Here is a 22,277-nt window from a genome sequence, read left to right on the forward strand (position 1 = left end):
CAATGAAGACCTTGATCGTGGGACTGGGCAGCACAGGGTTATCCGTGGCGCGGTATCTGACCGCCCGCGGCGAACCCTTCTGCGTGGCCGACTCCCGCGAGAACCCGCCCGGTGCCGAGGCGCTCAGGGCCCTGGCTCCGGAGGTTTCCCTGTACCGCGGGCCCTTCGATCCGGACCTGTTCGCCGGTTTCGAGCGGCTGGTGGTGAGCCCCGGTGTCAGTGTGCGGGAACCCGCGGTGCGGGCGGCCGTGGCGGCGGGTGCCCGGGTGGAGGGGGACATCGAACTGTTCGCTCAGGCCGCCACGGCTCCCGTGGTGGCCATCACGGGCTCCAACGGCAAGAGCACCGTGACCACCTTGCTGGGCGAGATGGCGCGTGCCACGGGGCGTCGGGTGGCGGTGGGCGGTAACCTGGGTCCCCCGGCCCTGGACCTGCTGAGCAACCCGGAGCCAGATCTGTATGTCCTGGAGTTATCCAGTTTTCAATTGGAGACCACCGACTCGTTGGCCTGTGCCGCAGCGGTGGTGCTCAATGTTTCCGCAGATCATCTGGACCGTTATCGTGACTTGTCCGACTATGCCGAAGCCAAGTCGCGGATCTACCGCCGGGCCCGGGCCGCGGTGATCAACCGGGACGACCCGGTGGTCAGTGCCATGCAGCCGGAGGTCTCCCCGGTGAGCTTTGGTCTGGATGTCCCCGAAACGGGGCAGTTCGGCCTGCATATGCGCAGCGGCGTGCAATGGCTGTCGCGAGGGGAACAGACCCTGGTGGCCGAATCCACCCTGCGGGTGGCGGGAAGTCATAATATTGCCAATGCCCTGGCGGCCCTGGCCCTGGCCGATGCCGTTGGTCTGCCCCTGGAGACCAGTATCGTGGTGCTGGGGCGCTTCACGGGTCTGCCCCATCGCTGCCAGTGGCTGACCACCTTCCGGGGCGTGAACTGGTACAACGATTCCAAGGGCACCAACCTGGGTTCCACGCTGGCGGCCCTGACCGGTTTGCCCGGTCGCGTGGTGCTGATTGCTGGTGGTCAGGGCAAGGGGCAGGATTTCACCCCGCTGCGCCAGGTGGCTCAGGAGAAGGCCCGGGCGGTGGTGCTCCTGGGGCAGGATGCCGGTGTCATCGAACAGGCCCTGGACGGCGTCGTGCCGGTGGTGCGGGCCCGCGACCTGGATCAGGCCGTGGATGAGGCGGCCCGCCTGGCGCGCCGCAAGGACAGCGTGCTGCTCTCCCCGGCTTGCGCCAGCTTTGACATGTTCCGGGGCTACGAGCACCGCGGCGAGGTGTTCGAGGCGGCGGTGCGGAGGCTGGTGTCATGAAGATGCTGGATCTCCAGGCAAGTCGCGATGTGGGCACCCGTCTGACGGTGGAGATTCACCAGCGCATTGACGTGGGCCTGGCCCTGGTGGTGCTGGCCCTGCTGTCGCTGGGGCTGGTCATGGTGGCATCAGCCTCCGTTGGCATGGCCGAGCCCTTCTATTTTTTCCAACGGCAGGCGATCTTCGTGGCCCTGGGGATGACCGCCGCCTGGGTCCTGTATTCCCTGCGCCTGGCCTACTGGGAGCAGGCGGGTCTGCTGTTACTGATTCTGGTCTATGTGCTGCTGGTGCTGGTGCTGGTGCCGGGTGTGGGCAAGACAGTGAATGGATCCACCCGCTGGATCTCGTTGGGTCTGTTCAACCTGCAGGTATCCGAGGTGGTCAAGCTGCTGGTCACACTGTATCTGGCGGGTTACCTGGTGCGACATGGACGCCAGGTGCGCGAGAGCCTGATGGGCTTTGTCAAACCCATGCTGCTGCTGGCGCTGGTCACCATACCGCTGTTGATGCAGCCGGACTTCGGGGCTGCGGTGGTGCTCATGGCCATTGGCCTGGGCATGCTCTTTCTGGGGGGTGCCCGTCTGTGGCAGTTCATCCTGCTGCTCGGTGTGGTGAGTGGTGCCATGGCCTACCTGGCAGTGCAGACCCCGTATCGTATTGCCCGCCTCACCGGTTTCATGGACCCCTGGACCGATCCTTTCAACACCGGTTTTCAGCTCACCCAGTCACTGATTGCCATCGGCAGTGGCTCCTGGTTTGGTGTGGGGCTGGGAGGCAGTGTACAGAAGCTGTTCTATCTGCCCGAGGCCCACAACGACTTCCTGTTTGCGGTGATGGCCGAGGAGCTGGGACTGGTGGGTATCTGCGTGGTGGTGGGTCTGTTCGTCTTTCTGATCTGGCGTAGTTTCGCCATCGGTCAGGCGGCCGAGGCGGCGGGCCACCGGTTCGGCGCCTATCTGGCCTACGGCATCGGCATCTGGATCGGGCTGCAGGCCTTCATCAATATGGGAGTGAACATGGGATTGCTGCCCACCAAGGGTTTGACTCTGCCGCTGATGAGTTATGGCGGTAGCTCGATGCTGGTGACCTGTGCCGCCATGGGATTGTTGGCGCGAGTCCATCGGGAAACCGTGGAAAGCGGAGGCTGGCGTCGCCGAAGCCCTCGGCGCAAGATCCGACCGGAGGGGCTCGCATGAGTCGGCGTCCCATCCTGATCATGGCTGGTGGCACCGGCGGACATGTCTTCCCGGGGCTGGCGGTGGCGGCCCATCTGCAGGCTCGGGGTGAAGTGGTCTGTTGGTTGGGCACCGCGCACGGTCTGGAGGCCCGATTGGTGCCCGAGGCCGGCATTCCCTTCCACACCCTGCCGGTGAGCGGTCTGCGTGGCAAAGGGCTGGGTACCTGGCTGCTGGCACCCTGGCGGGTCGGTGTGGCCCTCTGGGCCGCCCTTGCCCTGCTCATGCGCCTCAAACCTCGCGCCGTACTGGGTCTGGGTGGTTTTGCCTCCGGCCCGGGCGGCCTGATGGCCGCGGCCCTGGGCCGGCCCCTGGTCATTCATGAACAGAATGCCATCGCGGGTCTGACCAATCGCTGGCTGGCGGGTCGCGCCGACCTGGTGCTTGAGGCCTTTCCTCACACCTTTGCGACCCGCCACGAGGCCATGACCGTGGGAAATCCCGTGCGCGAGCAGATCCTGCATCTGCCGGCACCCGCCGAACGCATGGCGGGTCGGGAGGGGCCGCTGCGCCTGCTGGTGGTGGGCGGTAGTCTGGGTGCCCTGGCCCTGAATACCTGTGTGCCCCAGGCGGTAGCGCGGTTGCCCCGGGAGGCACGCCCATTGATCCGTCATCAGGCGGGTGAGCGCACCGTGGAGCAGGCCCGGGCAGCCTATCAGGCTGCCGACGTGGAGGCCCGTGTGGATGCGTTCATCGAGGATATGGCCGAGGCCTACGCCTGGGCCGACGTGGTGATCTGTCGCTCCGGTGCGCTGACCGTTTCCGAGTTGGCCGCTGCCGGCGTGGCCTCGATGCTGGTCCCCTATCCGCATGCGGTGGATGACCATCAGCGCACCAATGGATGCTATCTGGCCGATCCCGGGGCGGCCTGGTTGATCCCGCAAACGCAATTCAATGCCGAGGATCTGGCAGCGAGGCTGCAGGCCATGACTCGCCCGCAGTTGCTGGAGATGGCCGAGAAGGCACGCGCCCTGGCCCATCCCGAAGCGACCCGGCGGGTGGCCGAGGCCTGTCAGGCCCTGGCGCAGGGAGGAGAGGGGCAATGAATGCACCCACTGCCATGATCGGCATGCGTCGCATCCGCCGGATTCACTTTGTGGGCATTGGTGGCTCTGGCATGGGCGGTATCGCCGAGGTGCTGGCCAACCTGGGCTATCAGGTCAGCGGCTCGGATATGGCGGAGAACGCGGTCACCCGGCGCCTGGAAGGGCTTGGGGTGGATGTGCATCAGGGTCATGATGCCGCCCACGTGGCCCATGCCGATGTGCTGGTGATCTCCAGTGCCATCCGTCCGGACAATCCGGAGCTATGTGCAGCCCGTGAGCGGCGCATCCCGGTGGTGGCCCGTGCCGAGATGCTGGCCGAGTTGATGCGTTTTCGTTATGGCATTGCCGTGGCCGGCACCCATGGGAAGACCACCACCACCAGCCTGGTGGCGAGCCTGCTGGCCGAGGGGGGGCTGGACCCCACCTTCGTCATCGGCGGACGCCTCAACAGCACCGCCAGCCATTCCCGCCTGGGGCAGGGCAGTTACCTGGTGGCGGAAGCGGACGAAAGCGATGCCTCTTTCCTGTGTCTGCAACCGATGATTTCCGTGGTCACCAACATTGATGCCGATCATCTGGCAGCTTATGAGGGGGATTTTGGCCGGCTGCGGGATGCCTTTCTGGAGTTCCTGCATCACCTGCCCTTCTATGGTCTGGCGGTGCTGTGCGTGGATGATGGCCATATTCGCCAGTTGATGGACCGTATCGGTCGCCCCATGCTCACCTACGGGGTGGAGCAGCCGGCGGATGTGCGGGCCACACAGCTGCGGGCCAATGGCACCCGCACCCATTTCCTTCTGCACCTGCCGGGTCGGGATGCCGGCTTCCCGGTCACCCTCAACCTGCCCGGGCGTCATAACGTGCTCAATGCCCTGGCCGCCGTGGCCGTGGCCCATGAGTTGGGGGTGGGCGACGAGGCCATCCAGCGGGCGCTGCAGGGGTTTCAGGGGATCGGGCGCCGCTTTCAGGTGTACGGCGAATTGCAGACCGCGAGCGGCCAAGTGCTGTTGGTGGATGACTATGGTCATCATCCCACCGAGGTGGCCGCGACCCTGGCCGCCGCCCGCGCTGCCTGGCCGGATCGCCGCCTGGTGCTGGCGTTTCAGCCTCATCGTTATACCCGTACCCGGGACCTGTTCGAGGATTTCACCGAAACCCTGTCCGAGCCCGATGCGCTGGTCTTGCTGGAGGTCTATCCGGCGGGCGAGGAGCCGATTCAGGGGGCCGACGGCCGCACCCTGGCCCGGGCGATCCGCATGCGCGGACGGGTGGATCCGGTCTTTGTGGATGCCCCGGAGCGCCTTGTGGAGGCCCTCAAGGGTGTCCTCGAGGATGGTGACGTGCTGCTGACCCAGGGGGCCGGCAATGTGGGCGCGCTGTCTGCCAGCCTGCCGCGGGCCCTCGGGACGACAGGAGGCCTGGAATGACTGCGGGCCATCTGCGAGGCGAACTGCGCATCAATGAATGGATGGCGCGCCACACCTCGTGGCGGGTGGGGGGGCCGGCGGATCGCTGGTATCGCCCTGCCGATGTGGAGGACCTGGGCCGCTTCCTCTCCGGGCTGCGTGCTGGGGAGCCCCTGCTGTGGGTTGGGCTGGGCAGTAATCTGCTGGTGCGTGATGGGGGCGTGCGCGGCACGGTGATCGCCTGCAGTGGCATCATGGATGACCTGGAGATACTGGAAGATGATCGGGTCCGGGCCGGGGCCGGGGTGACCTGCGCCAAGCTGGCCCGGTTCTGCGCCGAGCATGACCGGGTGGGTGGTGAGTTCTTCGCCGGGATCCCCGGCGCCTTGGGGGGTGCCCTGGCCATGAATGCCGGGGCTTGGGGGGATGACACCTGGTCCCATGTACGGGAGGTGGTGACCATCGATCGCCAGGGGCGGATGACGCGGCGTCACGCCTCGGAATACCAGGTGGGTTACCGCTCGGTGCGTGGCCCGGGAGAGGCGGGGTTTGTGGAGGCTGTGCTCCAGTTCCAGGCCGGCGAGGGTGCCCGCAGCCGCCAGCACATCAAGGAGTTGCTGGCCCGGCGCGGCAAGACCCAACCCATCGGCCAACCCTCCTGTGGCTCGGTGTTCCGCAATCCTCCCGGAGATCATGCGGCGCGACTGATCGAGGCCTGCGGGCTCAAGGGTTTTGCCATCGGTGGTGCCCAGGTATCCGAGAAGCATGCCAATTTCATCATTAATACCGGTGGTGCCCGGGCCCAGGACATCGAAGACCTGATGAACCATGTGCGCCAGGCAGTCCAGGCGCATGACGGTGTGGCACTGGAGTCGGAGGTGCGCATCGTCGGTGAACCGCATCGGGAGGCTCGGGCATGAATCATTCGAACGTGGCGGATTTTGGCAAGGTGGCGGTGCTCATGGGCGGCTGGTCCGCGGAGCGGGAGGTCTCACTGCGCAGCGGTGCCGAGGTGCTCAAGGCCCTGCGGTCGGCCGATGTGGACGCCCATGGAGTGGATGTCGGTCGGGACATCCTGGATGTGCTGGCGCGGGACCGCTACGACCGGGCCTTTATCGTCCTGCATGGCCGGGGCGGGGAGGATGGCGTCATCCAGGGGGCATTGGAGGTGCTGGGCCTGCCCTACACCGGCAGCGGCGTGGCTGGCTCGGCCTTGGGCATGGACAAACTGCTGACCAAGCGTCTGTGGCGTGGCACCGGTCTGCCCACGCCGGACTTCCGGGTGCTGGAGCAGGGCTCGGACCCCCAGGCGATCGTTGACGCCCTGGGCCTGCCCCTGATCGTCAAACCGGCCCTGGAAGGCTCCAGCATTGGCATGTCCAAGGTGGTGCGGCTTGAGGCGCTGGCTCAGGCCCAGAAGACGGCTGCCCGGTGTGGCGGTCCCGTCTTCGCCGAGCGCTGGGTGCGTGGTGCCGAGTACACCGTTGCCATCCTGGACGGACAGGCACTGCCGCTGATCCGGCTGGAGACCCCCCGGGCGTTCTACGACTACGAGGCCAAATATCAATCGGAAGACACCCGCTACCACTGTCCCTGCGGGCTGCCCGCCGAGGAGGAAGAGCGGCTGCGGCGGCTGGCGCTGGATGCCTTCAAGGCGGTATCCGGTGAGGGCTGGGGCCGGGTGGATCTGATGCTGGATGGACAGGGTGGCGCCTGGCTCATCGAGGTGAACACCGTGCCGGGCATGACGGATCACAGTCTGGTCCCCATGGCCGCACGGGCGGCGGGGCTGGATTTCCAGGCGCTGGTCGTCCGCATTCTGGCCACGACCCTGACGCCGGGAGGGCGGTAATGCAGTGCGCATGCGCAAACGCACCATGGCCCGGCGGCATCAACCGCAACCTCCCTGGTGGCGCCGGCCGTTGCTGCGCCGCGGCCTGCGCCTGGCATGGCTGGGAGGGCTGGTTGTGCTGCTGATGGCGCTTGTGACCCAGGGCGTGGAGCGTCTGCTGCATCCAGAGACCCTGCCAGTGCGCAGCGTGGTGATCGAGGGGGCGTTTCAGTACCTGGATCGCCAGGAGATATCGCAGACCCTGGCGCCTTATGTGGGCGGCGGCTTCTTCAGCCTCGACCTGCGGCCGGTGGAGCAAGCGGTGGAGGCAATGCCCTGGGTGTACGGCGTCTCGGTGCGCCGTGAATGGCCGGATCGCCTGAAGGTTCGGGTGGATGAGCAGGTGCCGGTGGCGGTTTGGGGCGAGGCCGCACTGCTCAATCAGTATGGTGAACTTTTTCACCCTCCGGTGGAGACTCACCCGGAGGGGTTGCCCACCCTGAGGGGGCGTGAAGGCCGCGAGCGGCCGCTGATGGAACGTTATCTTGCCGTTCAGGCCCGTCTCGCGGATGTGGGTCTGGAAGTGGCGGGACTCAGGGAGGATGCGCGTCGCTCCTGGGTGATCCGGCTGCAGGATGGCAGTCAGGTGGTCATGGGGCGTGGCATGGATACGGATCGTCTGGATCGTCTGGTGCGCATGTATCCGCGATTGACGGAGCATCGGGATGAGCCCATCAAGCGTATCGACATGCGTTACACCAACGGCATTGCCGTCGCCTGGGAAGAGCCGGCGGAGGTATCGGAATGAATGAATTGAAGACATGCATGACCAACAGGCAACAGCGACAGACAGCGACCGTCCGGGTATGGGAGAAGAATACTTATGTCGAAGCGATCGGATAAGGGAATGATCGTCGGCCTGGATATCGGCACCTCCAAGGTGGAGGCCATCGTTGGCGAGATCACCGATGAGGGTGAGATCGAGATCGTTGGCATCGGTTCGCATCCCTCCCGGGGCCTCAAGAAGGGTGTGGTGGTCAATATCGAGTCCACCGTACAGTCCATTCAGCGGGCCATCGAGGAGGCCGAGTTGATGGCGGGCTGTCAGATCCACTCGGTGTTCACCGGCATTGCCGGGAGTCACGTGAAGAGCCTCAACTCCACCGGTGTGGTGGCCATCAAGGACCAGGAAGTCACGCCGGCGGACGTGGAGCGGGTGATTGATGCCGCACGGGCAGTGGCCATACCGGCGGACCAGCGCATCCTGCATGTGCTGCCCCAGGAATTCATCATCGATGAACAGGAGGGGATTCGCGAGCCGGTGGGCATGTCCGGGGTGCGCCTGGAGGCCAAGGTGCATCTGGTGACGGGCGCCGTGTCTGCAGCCCAGAACATCATCAAGTGTGTCCGCCGCTGTGGTCTGGAGGTGGATGACATCATCCTCGAGCAACTGGCGTCCAGTTACGCCGTGCTCACCGAGGACGAGAAGGAGCTGGGGGTGTGCCTGGTGGATATCGGTGGTGGCACCACCGATATCGCCGTGTTCACCGATGGGGCCATCCGTCACACGGCGGTGATCCCCATTGCCGGGGACCAGGTGACCAACGACATCGCCGTGGCCCTGCGCACGCCCACCCAGTATGCCGAGGATTTGAAGATCAAGTATGCCTGCGCCCTGCGGCAGCTGGCGGATCCGGAGGAGACCATAGAGGTGCCCGGCGTGGGGGACCGCCCGCCGCGCCGGCTCTCGCGTCAGACCCTGGCCGGGGTGGTGGAGCCCCGCTATGAGGAATTGATGTCTCTGGTGCAGTCGGAACTGCGGCGCTCCGGTTGCGAGGAGATGGTGGCCGCGGGCGTGGTGTTGACCGGGGGGTCCTCAAAGATGGAGGGCGTCGCGGAACTGGCCGAAGAGGTGTTCCATATGCCAGTGCGACTGGGATTGCCACATTACGTGACCGGGCTGGTGGATGCGGTTCGCAATCCAGTGCATTCCACCGGGGTGGGTCTGCTGTTGTTTGGTCATGAAAGCCGCCAGGAACGTACCGGCGAAGGGGTGCGTGGCGGTGGCATGAAATCGGTTTGGGCACGCATGCGCAGCTGGTTCCAGGGGAACCTGTGATGCGGGGCTGGTAAGGGAATGGCAAAGAACACACGGGAATGCGGCGACTGGCTGGGTGTGGTCGGGATTCGCAAAATCAATCAGGTTGAATGAACCAATGGGTTCTAGGAGGTAACAGAAATGTTTGAACTGATGGATACCTATCCGCAAAACGCGGTGATCAAGGTCATCGGCGTCGGTGGCGGCGGTGGTAATGCGGTACAGCATATGGTCAACGCTTCCATTGAGGGCGTGGACTTCGTCTGCGCGAATACGGATGCCCAGGCCCTGAAGCGGGTGGACGCCAAAACCCTGCTGCAGATGGGCGCCCATATCACCAAGGGTCTGGGGGCTGGTGCCGATCCCACCGTGGGTCGCGAGGCCGCCCTGGAAGACCGTGAGCGTATCCAGGAGATGATCGATGGGGCCGACATGGTCTTCATCACCGCCGGCATGGGCGGTGGCACGGGGACCGGCGCGGCGCCGGTGGTGGCGCAGATCGCCAAGGAGATGGGGGTGCTGACCGTGGCGGTGGTCACCAAGCCCTTCCCCTTCGAGGGCAAGAAGCGCATGCAGGTCGCTCAGTCGGGCATGGAGAATCTGGCCAAGTATGTGGATTCCCTGATCACCATTCCCAACGACAAGCTGCTCTCGGTGCTGGGCAAGAACGTCACCCTGCTGGATGCCTTCAAGGCGGCCAATGACGTGCTGCTGGGGGCGGTTCAGGGGATCGCTGAATTGATCACGCGTCCGGGCCTGATCAACGTGGACTTCGCCGACGTGCGCACGGTGATGTCGGAGATGGGCATGGCCATGATGGGGACGGGGACCGCCTCCGGTGGTGATCGTGCCCGGGTGGCTGCTGAGGCTGCCATCTCCAGTCCGCTGCTGGAGGATGTGAACCTTTCCGGGGCCCGCGGCATTCTGGTGAATGTGACCGCTGGCATGGACATGTCCATCGGTGAGTTCGAGGAAGTGGGCGCCGCCGTCAAGGAATTTGCCTCCGAAGACGCCACCGTGGTGGTGGGTACGGTGATCGATCCGGACATGAGCGACGAATTGCGCGTGACCCTGGTGGCCACCGGTCTGGGCACCCCCGGGCAGGCCACTCGTCCCACCCGGGAAAAGCCTGCCGTCAAACTGGTGGAGACCCACCAGGTGGCCGCCGCTGGCGGCGGTGCGGCAGCCGCGGCTGTGCAGCAGGGGCAGTCGGAGCTGGAAGTGGTCGATTACGAGAAGCTGGATCGCCCCGCAGTCATGCGCAAGCAGCAAGGCAATGGGGGGTACGATTCTTCCGGTAACACCAATATGGACTACCTGGATATCCCGGCCTTCCTGCGCAAGCAGGCTGACTGATCATGGTCTGTGGAGGACGGGGGGGTGCCCCGCGTGGCGGGGTCCCCCACCCGGCGGGGTCCCCCGCGCGGGCGCCCAGCGGGGAGGTCGGGCCGCTGATCGGCCGTTTATGCTGCACTGCACATTAGATGATGCTGTGCTATAGTTGACAACTTTTATCGACGCCGGTCCGGCCCTGGCGGGAACGGCAGGGCGCCCTGCGGGGGCTGTCCGACGCTTCGAGGACATCACTGTGATCAGACAACGCACACTCAAGAACACCATCCGGGCCACCGGGGTGGGGCTTCACACCGGGGAGAAGATCTACCTGATGTTGCGCCCGGCCCCGGCGGATACCGGCGTGGTCTTCCGTCGCGTGGATCTGGATCCAGTGGTGGAGATCAAGGCGCACCCCGAGAATGTCGGAGATACCTGCCTCTCCACCACCATGGTGGATGGTCCCGTGCGGGTGTCCACGGTGGAGCATCTGCTCTCTGCGGTGGCAGGTCTGGGTATCGACAACCTTTATGTCGAGGTCAGCGCCGCCGAGGTGCCCATCATGGATGGCAGTGCGGGGCCCTTCGTCTTTCTGATCCAGTCAGCGGGGATCGTCGAACAGAACGCGCCCAAACGCTTCATTCGGATCAAGAAGCCGGTGGAAGTGCGTGAGGATGACAAGTGGGCCCGCTTCGAACCCTTCGATGGCTTCAAGGTCGCCTTCTCCATCGGCTTTGATCACCCGATCTTCAGTGGAGGTATCCAGAGTGCCGAGCTGGATTTTTCCACCACGTCCTTTGTCAAGGAAGTGAGTCGGGCCCGCACCTTCGGTTTCATGCGGGATATCGAGGCCCTGCGCAGCAAGCAGCTGGCCCTGGGGGGCAGTCTGGATAATGCCGTGGTACTCGACGACTTCCGTGTGCTCAACGAAGACGGCCTGCGTTATGAGGATGAATTCGTGAAGCACAAGATCCTGGATGCCATCGGTGATCTGTACCAGTTGGGCTACAGCCTGATCGGCGCGTTTGAGGGCTACAAGTCAGGTCATGCCTTGAACAATCGCCTGATCCGCCAGCTGATTCACCAGCCGGATGCCTACGAGATCGTGACCTTCGAGGACGAATCCGAGCGCCTGCCCATCTCTTACGCTCAGGCGGCCACCGCCTGACGACTGCTGCATCAACCCTGCGTTGAAAAGCGACGCAGGGTCTGCCTGAGTTCAGGATCCCCCACTGAGTCCGCGGCTCGGGACAGGGCCTCGCGAGCCTCTTCGTTGAGCGGGGGTAACGGCTTGCCGGGGCGCGGTGTAAAGGCTTGCATCACCGGTCGCACGCGGATCTTCACCGACCGGGCGCTGATGCCGTGATAGGCCTTCATCTGCTTGAGGATTTCCCGCTGCATGTAGCGTAGCTGATGCGCCCAGGTGCCGGAGTCCGTCACCAGGATCAATACGCCTTCCTTGATGTTTCCCACCCAGCAATGGTCCCGTAGCCCCGGCGGCAGCAGAGTGCGCACACTCTGAGTCATGGCCTCCAGCCGTCGTGCCTGCTCCAGCATCGTGGGATCGAGATAGGTTCGAGGGGCACGCATGGTGAATGCTCCGAAGCGGGTGTGGGCGTGAATGGTTTCCCTTGAACGGGCTGCTTCGTTATTATCTCAAAGTTTGTCGTTTTGTACGGGATTGTGCCAGGCACATCCCCGCCTTATTCCGGCTCGCGGTTTGGTCGGGTGGTGTCACTCACAAACTCAGGTCGTCATGCAGATCATTCTACTCGCAGGTCAGGGCCAGAACGGTCCGCGTCGTATCCAATGTGCCCGTTGGCAACAGTTTGCTGTGCCCCTGGCCGCCTTGATGGTGGTCGGCGGCCTGCTGCTGTGGGCCGGATACCAGTGGGGAAGCCGTCAGGCTCCTTCGGATGCCATCGTCATTCAGTGGGAACAGGCGTTGGTCGAGCAGCGCCAGCAACTCGCCCAGGCCCGGGATACCACCGAGGCCAGTCTCGACGCCCTCACCATCAGGGTGGCCCGGCTTCAGGCTCAGGCCGCCCGCGTGGACGCCCTGGGGAGCAAGCTGGTGAGCATGGCCGGCCTGGAGGATGGCGAATTCGACTTTGCCGGCTTGCCCGGTATTGGCGGTCCCGAGGATGTCCTGCAGGACACCCGGCGGTCGGATCTGATGCGGGAACTGGACGCCCTGGCCCAGGTTCTGGACGATCGGGAGTCCCAGTTGCGGCTGCTGGATCGGTTGATCCTCTCCGGGCAGTTGCAGGAGGAGGTCACCCCCGCGGGTCGCCCGGTGAAGACGGGCTGGATGTCCTCCGGCTATGGCACCCGCACCGACCCCTTCACCGGCCGCCAGGCCTTTCATCGGGGGGTGGACTTTGCCGCCCGGCCTGGCACCGAAATCATTGCGGTGGCCGGCGGTATCGTGGTGTTTGCCGACGATAACGATGCCTTTGGCAAACTGGTGGAGATCGATCACGGTAACGGCTATGTCACGCGCTATGCCCACAATCGGGATATGCGGGTCTCGGTGGGCGATGCGGTGCGCAAGGGCGACGTGATCGCAACCATGGGCGCCACCGGCCGGGCCACCGGCACCCATGTGCATTTCGAAGTGCTCAAGGATGGTCGTCATACCAATCCTCATCGCTTCATCCAGTCCTCCGGCTAGACAGCCCGGGTGGGCTCATCGGGCGCGGTCCCCGGCCTCCTGCGCCCCGGTGGACGATCAGTTATCATGGCCGAACAAAAACCCAGTCACGCAGCGCGAAACCTTCATGGTCACAACCCTCGTAAGAAAGATCTTCGGCAGTCGTAACGACCGCCTCGTCAAGCGCTATGCCAAAGTGGTGGAGCGCGTCAACGAACGGGAGGAAGAGGTCAAGGCCCTCTCCGAAGAGGCTCTCAAGGCCAAGACCCGGGAATTCCGTGATCGTCTGGCCAAGGATGAGACCCTGGAAGATCTCATGCCCGAGGCCTTCGCCGTGGTGCGCGAAGCCGGTCGGCGGTTCATGGAGATGCGCCATTTCGATGTGCAGCTCATCGGTGGCATGGTGCTCAATGACGGTCGCATCGCCGAGATGCGCACCGGTGAGGGCAAGACCCTGGTGGCCACCCTGGCGGCCTACCTCAATGCCCTGCCCGCCAGGGGCGTGCACGTGATCACGGTGAACGACTACCTGGCCCGCCGGGATGCGGCCTGGATGGGGCGTGTCTATCATGCGCTGGGGCTGTCCGTGGGGGTGATCAATGCCTCTGGTGGCAAGGGTGTGGACAGCGCCTCCTATCTTTTCGATCCCGATTTCCCTGGTAACGACGAGGCGCCGCTGCACCTGCGCCCGGTGACCCGTCGGGAGGCCTATGCGGCTGACATCACCTATGGCACCAACAACGAATATGGTTTCGATTATCTGCGCGATAACATGGCGTTCCGCGCCGAGGATCGGGTACAGCGGGATCTGGCCTATGCCATCGTCGACGAGGTGGACTCCATCCTCATTGACGAGGCCCGCACGCCACTGATCATCTCCGGCCCCACCAGCGAAAACTCCGACCTCTACACCCGGATGAAGGATATTGTCCCTCAATTCATCCCTCAGGAGGACGAGGAGTCCGAGGGTGATTATGTGTTGGACGAGAAGGCGAAGCAGGTCTTCCTGTCCGAGGAGGGTCAGGAAAAGGCCGAGCAACTGCTGCTGGAAGCCGGTTTGCTCAAGGAAGGCCAGGGTCTGTTCGATGCCGCCAGCATCCCCGTGCTGCATCACCTGAATGCGGCCTTGCGGGCTCATGCCCTGTTCCAACGGGATGTGCAGTATCTGGTGCGGGACAACAAGGTCCTCATCATTGATGAATTCACCGGGCGGGTGATGACGGGGCGGCGCTGGTCCGATGGTCTGCACCAGGCTGTGGAGGCCAAGGAGGGGGTGCCGATCCAGAACGAGAACCAGACGCTGGCATCCATCACCTTCCAGAACTTCTTCCGCCTCTACGACAAGCTGTCCGGCATGACCGGCACGGCCGATACCGAGGCCTACGAGTTCCAGCATATCTACGCCCTGGAGGTGGTGGTGATCCCCACCAACCGCCCCATGGTGCGCAATGACATGCAGGATCTTGTCTACATGACCCAGCAGGAGAAGTACAAGGCCATCATCGAGGAGATCAAGGACTGCAGGGAACGCAAACAGCCCGTGCTGGTGGGTACCGCCTCAGTGGAGGCCTCGGAGACCCTGGCCAAGCTGCTCAACAAGGAAAAGATCCATCACGAGGTGCTCAACGCCAAACAGCATGAGCGCGAGGCCCATATCATTGCTCAGGCAGGTCGTCCCGGTGCGCTGACCATCGCCACCAACATGGCCGGTCGCGGGACCGACATTGTTCTGGGAGGCAGCCTGGATGCGGAGCTGGAGGGCCTGGGGGAGACGCCGGATCCAGAGCAGGTGAAGAAGATCCGGGCCGATTGGGAAAAGCGCCACGAGGCAGTCCTGGAGGCCGGTGGCCTGCATATCATCGGATCCGAGCGCCACGAGTCCCGGCGTATCGACAACCAGTTACGTGGTCGCGCGGGCCGTCAGGGGGATCCCGGCTCAAGCCGCTTCTTCCTGTCTCTGGAAGACAACCTGATGCGCATCTTTGCCTCCGACCGGGTCAAGGCGGTGATGCAGCGCCTGGGTATGAAGGAGGGCGAGGCCATCGAGAATGCCTGGGTCACCAAGGCCATCGAGAATGCCCAGCGCAAGGTGGAGGGACATAACTTCGATATTCGCAAGAGCCTGCTGGAATACGATGATGTGGCCAATGACCAGCGCCGGGTGATCTACGAACAGCGCCGGGAGTTGCTGGACTCGGAGGATATTTCCGACACCATCGAGCCCGTGCTCCAAGATGTACTCGACCAGACGGTGAGCCAGTACATCCCCCCCGGTTCCATTGAAGAGCAGTGGGACGTTCCCGGCCTTGCCCAGGCCCTGGAGAGCGAGTTCGGTATGAAGCTGGATATTGCCGACTGGCTGGAGAAGGACGATGACCTCCACGAGGAGACCCTGCGAGAGCGCCTGAAGGAGGCATTCCACACGGCACTCAAGGCCAAGGCTGACGTGGTGGGACCAGAAATGATGCGCCGCATCGAGAAGGACGTCATGCTTCAGGTGCTGGACAGCCACTGGAAGGAGCATCTGGCCGCCATGGACTACATGCGCCAGAGCATTGGCCTGCGTGGCTACGCCCAGCGTAATCCCAAGCAGGAGTACAAGAAAGAAGCCTTTGCCATGTTTGAATCCCTGCTGGAGCGCGTCAAACATGACGTGGTGTCCATGCTGATGCGGTTGCAGGTGCGTTCCGCCGAGGATGTGGCGGCCCTGGAGGAACAGACGCGCACCACCACCAGGCCCTCGAAGATGCAGTTCCAGCATGCGCAGCCAGGTAGCCCCTTGGGCGAGGAAGAACCGGCGCGTGGTGCCCAGGGCGGCAGCGTCCCTCAGCCGATCGGTCAGGGTGCTCCCCGGGGCGGCGATGCCGGTCAGTCAGAGGATGAGCAGGAACAGCCCTACCGTCGGGAAGAACCCAAGCTGGGACGCAACGACCCCTGCTGGTGCGGTTCCGGCAAGAAGTACAAGCATTGCCACGGCAAGCTGGATTGAGCCATGGCCGTTCATCTCTTTGAACCCGAGTGCCTGCTGCCCATCGCTGGAGTGCGCCTGTGCGCCGTGGCAGCAGGTATCCGCTACAAGGGCCGCGATGACCTGGTCTTGATGGAGTTGGCGCCCGGTAGTCGCTGTGCTGCTGTCTTCACGCGTAACGCCTTCTGTGCTGCGCCGGTGCATGTGGCGCGGGACCACCTGGCCCAGGAGGCGCCGCGCTATCTGCTGATCAATGCCGGCAATGCCAACGCAGGAACCGGCGCGCCAGGCATGCAGGCGGCGCAGGCCTGCTGCGCCGCAGTGGCCGAGGCGGGTGATACCCAACCGGAGCGTGTGCTGCCCTTCTCCACTGGCGTCATCGGGGAACCCCTGCCCGTGGAGCGTATCGTCGATGTCCTGCCAGCGGCGATGGAGGGACTGAACGCAGAAGGGTGGAAGGCCGCCATGCGCGCTATCATGACCACTGACACGGTGGGCAAGGGGATCAGTGAGCGGGTGGAACTCTCCGGCGGTACGGTCACCCTCACCGGGATTGCCAAGGGCTCCGGCATGGTCCATCCGGACATGGCCACGATGCTGGCCTATGTGGCCACTGATGCGCGGGTGGAATCCGATCAGCTGCAGGCCATGCTGGAGCGATGTGCCGATCAGAGTTTCAATGCCATCACCGTGGACGGCGATACCTCCACCAACGATGCCTGCGTCCTGGCTGCCACCGGGGCCTCCGGTGTGGCAGTGGAGAGCGCCGAGGATCGCGGCCTTTTCGAGGCAGCCCTGCTGCGCATCTGCCGCAGCCTGGCTCAGGCCATCGTCAGGGACGGGGAGGGGGCCACCAAGTTCGTCACCGTGCGGGTAACCCATGCCCGGGATGCCCGGGAGGCGCGCACTGTTGGCATGACCGTGGCTCAATCGCCATTGGTGAAGACGGCCCTGTTTGCCTCTGATCCCAACTGGGGCCGTATCCTGGCCGCCGTGGGGCGCGCCGGCCTGCCGGCGCTGGATGTGGATGCAGTGACCATCCATCTGGGTGACGTGCGAATCGTTGCCGACGGTGGGCGGGCGCCGGAGTACACTGAGCAGGCCGGTCAACGGGTCATGGATCAGGCGGACATCATGATCACCATCGACCTGGGGGGGCGAGGGCATGGACAGGCCGAGGTATACACCTGTGACTTCTCTTACGACTACGTGCGCATTAACGCCGAATACCGTTCCTGAACCTCGGGAGAGGGCGCATGGCCACCTGTGACGACCGCTCGCCCCTGCCCGTGGTGGTGGCCGTGATCATGGATGACCAGGGGCGGTGTCTGATCACCCGTCGCCCTCAGGATGTCCACCAGGGGGGGCGCTGGGAGTTTCCAGGAGGGAAGCGAGAGCCTGGGGAGTCCCGCGACCAGGCCCTGACCCGCGAGCTTGCCGAGGAACTGGGCATCACCCCCCTGAGTCATGAACCCCTGATCTGCCTGACCCATGATTACCCGGACCTGCAGGTCCACCTGGATGTGGTCCGGGTGACTGACTTTCAGGGCACCCCCCAGGGCCTGGAAGGTCAACCCCTGAAATGGGTGCCTGTTCAGGCCCTGGATGCCCGCAATTTCCCAAAGGCCAATCGCCCCATTATCCGGGCCCTGTCCCTGCCGGACCGCTATCTCATCACCCCGGATCACTGGGATCCGGAGCAGTTGCGGGTGCATCTGGAGTGCAGTCTTGGGGACCCCGCCGTGAGCCTGGTGCAACTGCGTGCCCCGCAACTGGACGCTGGGGCCTATGCCGCTCTGGCCGAGGATGCTCTGGCCCTGTGTCGGCGCCAAGGGGTTCGGCTCATGCTCAATGCCGATCCCGCGCTGGCCCGGGACCTGGGAGCGGATGGCGTTCATCTGAATCATCAGCGGCTTTGCGATTGGCGCGGGCGACCGTCCGGGCTGGCCTCCGATTTTCTGGTGGCAGCCTCGGTGCATGATGAGGTCTCCATGACGCAGGCCCGACAGGCGGGTTGCGATTTCGTCGTGGTTTCCCCCGTGGCGCCTACCAGGACGCATCCCGGGGCCGCACCGCTGGGCTGGACCCGCTTCGCGTCATTGGCTGACCAGGCCGCCTGTCCGGTTTATGCCCTGGGCGGGATGACCCCCGAGGACATCCCTCGTGCCCGGGCCCATGGGGGGCAGGGTGTGGCCGGTATCCGTGGGGTCTGGCCCGCTTGTTCATCCGACTAGGAGTGTCTCTTCATGAACCTTCGAAATCCTCCTCCGTGGCAGGTCCTGCCGGTGATCCTGCTGGTTCTGGGGCTGAGCATCTGGGCTGGTGAATCCTGGTTGCGCCCCATGCTGGATCCTGGGGCCGGTGACCGGGTGGTGCTGGCAGTGGCTGAAGACTGCGAATTGAATCGTGCAGGCTGCACCGTGGCGCTGGATGGAATGCGCCTGATGCTTCGCGGTCCGGACACCATCCCGCCCCTGGAGGACTTTGATCTGATTCTGGAAGCCCAAGGGCCGGTGGAGCCCCTGGAAGTGTCCTATGTCATGCCGGGCATGGACATGGGCGTGAACCGATTCGCGTTCGGGGCGGGCGATGAAGGCATATGGCGTGCCCCATCGGCCCTGCCCGTATGCATGTCAGGGCGCCTGGACTGGCTGGCCCAGGTGCGGTTTGCCTACGAGGGGCGGGAGTATGAGGTGCGGATTCCGGTGCTGCTCAGTCGCCCGGCACGTGGCACGCAGGACTGAAGCCGCGCTGTCCCCTGCGCGCCGTTGCTACAGGGCGCAGCACGTCAGCGAGAACGAGATATCCCCCTGGCACTGCGGGGCCCTTTCGCGCATGTCGCCTGGCTGCAGGAAACGCACATTGAAGCGTTGTCGCCCGGCGCTGATCTCGGGGTAGAAGGGGGCGTTCTGGGGCAGCGCGATGCGGATGATCTGCCAGGGCTGACTGGTGTCCAGGGTCTGTTCGTAGAAGCCCTTGCTGGCGGTGAGATTCTGCGGGGCCCCGGCGTTGCGAATGAGTTCCAGGATGAGACCCACTGCCTCGTGGATGTCATCGAAGGGGCGAGCCCATTCCTCCAGTAGCTTGCGGCGTTCGGAGACCGGTCGCATCAGCCAGAAATGGTAGGCGGGCAGGTCAAAGTCACAGGTGCCTCCGGGAATGGCCACCCGCTGGCGCACACTGTTGAAAAAGTCGTTGCCCTTGACCTGCTGGTCCAACTGGCCGTTGATGGTGTGAATGTTTTCGATCAGTTTGCGTTGTTGATCAATCACCGCCTGCAGGCGCCGCTGATCCACACCAGGATCTTCCTTGAGCCGGCTCAGATTGGTGGTCTGACGCTCCAGTTCCTTCATGAGTTCGCGTTTAAGATCCACCCGGTTGGTCAGGTTGAGTAACTCGATCAGGGTGAGCAGGGCGTTGTGGGTATCAGGGCCGCCATCGTGCTGCAGGCTATGCCAGAATCGGTGCATCAATACCTCCAAGCGCATGAACAGGCGCATGCGCTCGTGGAGAGGCTGTTCGTAGATGATGGATCCCTTCACGGGTGCGACCGAAGGCGGGTTGTGGACCACATACTCGTTATTTTCCGCTTTGCGGCCGAAATTCACAAACATGTTATCACCTCTGAAGTAGGGGGCCGGCCCCGGGGCCGTGGCGGGTCCGCGCTGTTTCAGCGGCCGGCAGACAGGTCCAGATACCGCCGGTGCAGCGCCTCAACCTGGCTTTCAAGGACATCGGGTGCGCTGCTGTTGTCGATGATGTCGTCGGCGGCGGCCAGGCGCTGGGCGCGGGTTGCCTGCGCATCAAGGATCGCCTGAATCTGCTGCGGGGAGACCCTGTCACGCGCACTGGCCCGGGAGCGCTGCAGATCCTCGGGGCAGTCCACCACGAGCACCCGGTCCACCCGTCCCTGCACGCCCGATTCCACCAGCAAGGGGATCACCAACATGCAGTAAGGGGCGTGAGTTTCTGATTGTTGGCGGTCCATCTCGGCCCAGATCATAGGGTGTAACAGGGATTCCAATCTGTGACGCGCTTGGCTGTTCTGGAAGACCAATTCCCGCAGGGCAGCCCGGTCCAGGTGGCCGTGGGCATCCAGAATGGTGTCGCCGAAGGCCTCGCCAAGGCACTTCAGCCCCTTGCTGCCCGGTTCCACCACCTGCCGGGCCACCACGTCCGAGTCAATCAGCCCGGCGCCACGCGCCTGGAACAGGCGTCCGACCGTGGACTTGCCGCTGCCGATGCCTCCGGTCAGACCGACGGTCAGCATGGGGGACGGTGTTCCATGGACGAGAGGCGGGTCCGCATCAGACCACGGCCTGCAGATACACCCTGATGATGGCATCTCCCCATAGCAGGGCGATGAAACCGGCGGCGGCCAGGTAGGGGCCGAAGGGGATGGGGATATCACGGTCCCGTCCCCGGGTCACGATCAGGGCGATGCCCACCACTGCGCCGACCAGGGAGGACAGCAGGATGACCAGCGGCAGCACCTGCCAGCCCAGCCAGGCCCCGATCAGGGCGAAGAGCTTGAAGTCCCCATAGCCCATGCCCTCCTTGCCCGTGAGCAGCCGGAAGGCATGGTACACCAGCCACAGGCTGAGATAGCCGGCAATGGCGCCGATGACGCTGCTGGTGGCATCAGTGAACAGGCCGGGCAGATTGACGATCAGACCCAGCCATAGCATGGGCAGGGTGATCATGTCCGGCAGCAGGGTGGTGCGCAGGTCGATCACCGCCAGGGCAATGAGAGACCAGGTGAACAGCAGGGCGGCGCCAGCGGCCCAGGTGAACCCGAAGTGCCAGACCACCAGCATGGACAGCAACGCCGTGGCCGCCTCCACCAGCGGGTACTGGGGTGAGATGCGGGCGCCACAGGACGAGCAACGTCCCCGCAGGAGCAGGTAGCTCAGCACCGGAACGTTTTCCACGGCCTTGATGTGGTGTCCACAATGGGGGCAGCCGGAGCGAGGGACGACCAGATTGTAAGGGCCGGCCACCTCGCCACCGTCTCCGCCTTGCCCCTGGGCCTGCAGCCAGGCCCGGGCCTCACTCTGCCACTGACGTTCCATCATGATGGGCAACCGATGGATCACCACGTTGAGGAAGCTGCCGATGAGCAGGCTGAACAGCCCGGTCACGGTGAGCAGCAGCCAGGGGGTGTTCGCCATGAGTTCAATCACACCACGGCCCCCAACTGGAAGATGGGCAGATACATGGCGATCACGAGACCGCCCACCACGACACCCAGGAAGGCCATGATCATGGGCTCCATGAGGCTGGAAAGGCCGTCGACCATGTTGTCCACTTCCTCCTCGTAGAAGTCGGCCACCTTGCCGAGCATCTCATCCAGGGAGCCTGATTCCTCGCCGATGGCCACCATCTGCACCACCATGTTGGGGAAGACCCCGGTGTTGCGCATGGCCTGTTGCAGTTGGGTACCCCCGGCCGTTTCGTCGCGCATGCGCATCGTGGCCTCGTAATAGAGGGCATTGCCCGTGGCCCCCGCCACCGATTGCATGGCCTCCACCAGCGGCACGCCGGCAGAGAACATGGTGGACAGGGTGCGGGCAAAGCGGGCAATGGAGGCCTTGCGCAGCAGTTCCCCAACCACTGGAATCTTCAGGGACCACAGGTCCAGTTGGCGCCTGAAGCCGGGAGATCGTCGCTTACCCTGGACGAAGGCGAATACCGCCAGGGCAATCCCTCCGAAAATTCCCCACCAGTAATTCTGGAAGAAATCGGAAATGCCGATCACGAACTGGGTGAACACGGGGAGGTCGGCGCCGAAACCCTGGAAGAGATCCTGGAACTGAGGTACCACGAAGATCAGCAGAATGGCCGTGACGATGAAAGCCACCACGATGACCGCTGCCGGGTAGAACATGGCCTTCTTGATCTTGGCCTTGAGCGACTCGGTCTTCTCCTTGTAGGTGGCGATGCGATCCAGCAGCGTCTCCAGGGCGCCCGATTGTTCACCGGCCCCCACCAGGTTGACCACCAGGTTGTCGAACTGGAGCGGATGCTTGGCCAGGGCGCTGGCGAAGGTGGAGCCCCCCTCCACGTCTGCCTTGATGCGCAGGATGAGTTCCTGCATGGAGGGGTTTTCGTGGCCCCGGCCCACGATCTCGAAGGCCTGCACCAGCGGCACGCCGGCGCTCATCATGGTGGACATCTGTCGCAGAAACACGGCAATGTCCTTGGGCGTGATTTTCTTCTTGCCCCCGAACAGGGGCTTGGGCTTCTTGCGGACCTTGAGGGGATTGATGCCCTGGCGGCGCAGATCTGCCTTGGCCAGGTTCTCATTGGCGGCCGTGGTCTCTCCCTTGACCCGGGCTCCCTTCTTGTCCACGCCTTCCCAGACAAACACGGTCATTGTCTCGGCCATG

Annotated in this window: 20 protein-coding genes; 15 read left to right on the forward strand and 5 right to left on the reverse strand. The window is 64.1% G+C overall.

Annotated elements, in window-relative coordinates:
- Positions 1–2: 2 nt before the first annotated feature.
- The 10 genes from murD (at position 3) to lpxC (ending at position 11,435) form a co-directional block, all read left to right on the forward strand.
- Positions 3–1,319 (forward strand): UDP-N-acetylmuramoyl-L-alanine--D-glutamate ligase, encoded by a 1,317-nt coding sequence (murD, locus tag BMY52_RS03105; RefSeq protein ID WP_090250811.1) that lies wholly within the window; start codon positions 3–5, stop codon positions 1,317–1,319.
- The gene (gene ftsW / locus BMY52_RS03110; protein WP_090250814.1) at positions 1,316–2,515 is read left to right on the forward strand and encodes a putative lipid II flippase FtsW; all 1,200 of its coding nucleotides are present in this window, start codon (positions 1,316–1,318) and stop codon (positions 2,513–2,515) included. Before murD ends, ftsW begins: the two co-directional genes overlap by 4 nt.
- Positions 2,512–3,600 carry an undecaprenyldiphospho-muramoylpentapeptide beta-N-acetylglucosaminyltransferase gene (gene murG / locus BMY52_RS03115; protein WP_090250816.1) on the forward strand — a complete coding sequence of 363 codons (1,089 nt, stop codon included), beginning with the start codon at positions 2,512–2,514 and terminating at the stop codon, positions 3,598–3,600. The genes ftsW and murG overlap by 4 nt, the downstream gene beginning before the upstream one ends.
- Positions 3,597–5,027 carry a UDP-N-acetylmuramate--L-alanine ligase gene (gene murC / locus BMY52_RS03120; protein ID WP_090250819.1) on the forward strand — a complete coding sequence of 477 codons (1,431 nt, stop codon included), beginning with the start codon at positions 3,597–3,599 and terminating at the stop codon, positions 5,025–5,027. Before murG ends, murC begins: the two co-directional genes overlap by 4 nt.
- Positions 5,024–5,926, forward strand: a complete 903-nt coding sequence (murB, locus tag BMY52_RS03125) for a UDP-N-acetylmuramate dehydrogenase (RefSeq protein WP_090250821.1) — start codon at positions 5,024–5,026, stop codon at positions 5,924–5,926. The genes murC and murB overlap by 4 nt, the downstream gene beginning before the upstream one ends.
- Complete coding sequence (locus tag BMY52_RS03130) at positions 5,923–6,858, forward strand: D-alanine--D-alanine ligase (protein ID WP_090250824.1); 936 nt, start codon at positions 5,923–5,925, stop codon at positions 6,856–6,858. Before murB ends, BMY52_RS03130 begins: the two co-directional genes overlap by 4 nt.
- Before the next feature lie 10 nt (positions 6,859–6,868).
- The gene (locus BMY52_RS03135; protein ID WP_090250827.1) at positions 6,869–7,645 is read left to right on the forward strand and encodes a cell division protein FtsQ/DivIB; all 777 of its coding nucleotides are present in this window, start codon (positions 6,869–6,871) and stop codon (positions 7,643–7,645) included.
- A gap of 75 nt (positions 7,646–7,720) precedes the next feature.
- Positions 7,721–8,956 (forward strand): cell division protein FtsA, encoded by a 1,236-nt coding sequence (gene ftsA / locus BMY52_RS03140; protein WP_090250830.1) that lies wholly within the window; start codon positions 7,721–7,723, stop codon positions 8,954–8,956.
- 120 nt (positions 8,957–9,076) lie between these two features.
- On the forward strand, positions 9,077–10,291 hold the full coding sequence (gene ftsZ / locus BMY52_RS03145; RefSeq protein WP_090250833.1) for a cell division protein FtsZ: 1,215 nt from the start codon (positions 9,077–9,079) through the stop codon (positions 10,289–10,291).
- A 232-nt stretch (positions 10,292–10,523) separates the two neighbouring features.
- Complete coding sequence (lpxC, locus tag BMY52_RS03150) at positions 10,524–11,435, forward strand: UDP-3-O-acyl-N-acetylglucosamine deacetylase (RefSeq protein ID WP_090250837.1); 912 nt, start codon at positions 10,524–10,526, stop codon at positions 11,433–11,435.
- Positions 11,436–11,446: 11 nt separating this feature from the next.
- On the opposite strand, the gene BMY52_RS03155 is transcribed toward lpxC, so the two are convergent.
- Positions 11,447–11,857, reverse strand: a complete 411-nt coding sequence (locus BMY52_RS03155) for a DUF721 domain-containing protein (protein WP_090250840.1) — start codon at positions 11,855–11,857, stop codon at positions 11,447–11,449.
- Positions 11,858–12,023: 166 nt separating this feature from the next.
- Between BMY52_RS03155 and BMY52_RS03160 the strand changes: the two genes are divergently transcribed.
- From BMY52_RS03160 to BMY52_RS03180, 5 genes are all read left to right on the forward strand, one after another.
- Complete coding sequence (locus BMY52_RS03160) at positions 12,024–12,941, forward strand: M23 family metallopeptidase (protein WP_090250843.1); 918 nt, start codon at positions 12,024–12,026, stop codon at positions 12,939–12,941.
- A gap of 106 nt (positions 12,942–13,047) precedes the next feature.
- Positions 13,048–15,909 carry a preprotein translocase subunit SecA gene (gene secA, locus BMY52_RS03165; RefSeq protein WP_090250845.1) on the forward strand — a complete coding sequence of 954 codons (2,862 nt, stop codon included), beginning with the start codon at positions 13,048–13,050 and terminating at the stop codon, positions 15,907–15,909.
- A gap of 3 nt (positions 15,910–15,912) precedes the next feature.
- Positions 15,913–17,127, forward strand: a complete 1,215-nt coding sequence (gene argJ / locus BMY52_RS03170) for a bifunctional glutamate N-acetyltransferase/amino-acid acetyltransferase ArgJ (protein WP_090250848.1) — start codon at positions 15,913–15,915, stop codon at positions 17,125–17,127.
- Positions 17,128–17,144: 17 nt separating this feature from the next.
- Positions 17,145–18,122 carry a Nudix family hydrolase gene (locus BMY52_RS03175; RefSeq protein WP_090250850.1) on the forward strand — a complete coding sequence of 326 codons (978 nt, stop codon included), beginning with the start codon at positions 17,145–17,147 and terminating at the stop codon, positions 18,120–18,122.
- A 12-nt stretch (positions 18,123–18,134) separates the two neighbouring features.
- Complete coding sequence (locus BMY52_RS03180) at positions 18,135–18,632, forward strand: hypothetical protein (RefSeq protein ID WP_143050411.1); 498 nt, start codon at positions 18,135–18,137, stop codon at positions 18,630–18,632.
- A gap of 27 nt (positions 18,633–18,659) precedes the next feature.
- On the opposite strand, the gene zapD is transcribed toward BMY52_RS03180, so the two are convergent.
- From zapD to BMY52_RS03200, 4 genes are read right to left on the reverse strand one after another with little or no spacing between them, the layout of a single operon-like run.
- On the reverse strand, positions 18,660–19,502 hold the full coding sequence (zapD, locus tag BMY52_RS03185; RefSeq protein WP_090250854.1) for a cell division protein ZapD: 843 nt from the start codon (positions 19,500–19,502) through the stop codon (positions 18,660–18,662).
- Between the two features lie 56 nt (positions 19,503–19,558).
- A complete protein-coding gene (gene coaE / locus BMY52_RS03190) occupies positions 19,559–20,158 on the reverse strand; it encodes a dephospho-CoA kinase (protein WP_090250858.1) in 600 nt (199 codons plus the stop codon).
- A gap of 37 nt (positions 20,159–20,195) precedes the next feature.
- On the reverse strand, positions 20,196–21,059 hold the full coding sequence (locus BMY52_RS03195; protein WP_090251135.1) for a prepilin peptidase: 864 nt from the start codon (positions 21,057–21,059) through the stop codon (positions 20,196–20,198).
- An 8-nt stretch (positions 21,060–21,067) separates the two neighbouring features.
- Positions 21,068–22,276, reverse strand: coding sequence for a type II secretion system F family protein (locus BMY52_RS03200; RefSeq protein WP_090250861.1), 1,209 nt, complete (start codon positions 22,274–22,276; stop codon positions 21,068–21,070).
- Position 22,277 lies beyond the last annotated feature (1 nt).

Source organism: Ectothiorhodospira marina (assembly GCF_900109495.1).
Taxonomy (GTDB): domain Bacteria; phylum Pseudomonadota; class Gammaproteobacteria; order Ectothiorhodospirales; family Ectothiorhodospiraceae; genus Ectothiorhodospira; species Ectothiorhodospira marina.

Excerpts from the sequence above, each read along its gene's own strand:
- murD (WP_090250811.1), top strand. The coding sequence starts at position 3 with ATGAAGACCTTGATCGTGGGACTGGGCAGCACAGGGTTATCCGTGGCG.
- ftsW (WP_090250814.1), top strand. The coding sequence starts at position 1,316 with ATGAAGATGCTGGATCTCCAGGCAAGTCGCGATGTGGGCACCCGTCTG.
- murG (WP_090250816.1), top strand. The coding sequence starts at position 2,512 with ATGAGTCGGCGTCCCATCCTGATCATGGCTGGTGGCACCGGCGGACAT.
- murC (WP_090250819.1), top strand. The coding sequence starts at position 3,597 with ATGAATGCACCCACTGCCATGATCGGCATGCGTCGCATCCGCCGGATT.
- murB (WP_090250821.1), top strand. The coding sequence starts at position 5,024 with ATGACTGCGGGCCATCTGCGAGGCGAACTGCGCATCAATGAATGGATG.
- BMY52_RS03130 (WP_090250824.1), top strand. The coding sequence starts at position 5,923 with ATGAATCATTCGAACGTGGCGGATTTTGGCAAGGTGGCGGTGCTCATG.
- BMY52_RS03135 (WP_090250827.1), top strand. The coding sequence starts at position 6,869 with ATGCGCAAACGCACCATGGCCCGGCGGCATCAACCGCAACCTCCCTGG.
- ftsA (WP_090250830.1), top strand. The coding sequence starts at position 7,721 with ATGTCGAAGCGATCGGATAAGGGAATGATCGTCGGCCTGGATATCGGC.
- ftsZ (WP_090250833.1), top strand. The coding sequence starts at position 9,077 with ATGTTTGAACTGATGGATACCTATCCGCAAAACGCGGTGATCAAGGTC.
- BMY52_RS03155 (WP_090250840.1), bottom strand. The coding sequence starts at position 11,857 with ATGCGTGCCCCTCGAACCTATCTCGATCCCACGATGCTGGAGCAGGCA.
- BMY52_RS03160 (WP_090250843.1), top strand. The coding sequence starts at position 12,024 with ATGCAGATCATTCTACTCGCAGGTCAGGGCCAGAACGGTCCGCGTCGT.
- secA (WP_090250845.1), top strand. The coding sequence starts at position 13,048 with ATGGTCACAACCCTCGTAAGAAAGATCTTCGGCAGTCGTAACGACCGC.
- argJ (WP_090250848.1), top strand. The coding sequence starts at position 15,913 with ATGGCCGTTCATCTCTTTGAACCCGAGTGCCTGCTGCCCATCGCTGGA.
- BMY52_RS03175 (WP_090250850.1), top strand. The coding sequence starts at position 17,145 with ATGGCCACCTGTGACGACCGCTCGCCCCTGCCCGTGGTGGTGGCCGTG.
- BMY52_RS03180 (WP_143050411.1), top strand. The coding sequence starts at position 18,135 with ATGAACCTTCGAAATCCTCCTCCGTGGCAGGTCCTGCCGGTGATCCTG.
- zapD (WP_090250854.1), bottom strand. The coding sequence starts at position 19,502 with ATGTTTGTGAATTTCGGCCGCAAAGCGGAAAATAACGAGTATGTGGTC.
- coaE (WP_090250858.1), bottom strand. The coding sequence starts at position 20,158 with ATGCTGACCGTCGGTCTGACCGGAGGCATCGGCAGCGGCAAGTCCACG.
- BMY52_RS03195 (WP_090251135.1), bottom strand. The coding sequence starts at position 21,059 with ATGGCGAACACCCCCTGGCTGCTGCTCACCGTGACCGGGCTGTTCAGC.
- BMY52_RS03200 (WP_090250861.1), bottom strand. The coding sequence starts at position 22,276 with ATGGCCGAGACAATGACCGTGTTTGTCTGGGAAGGCGTGGACAAGAAG.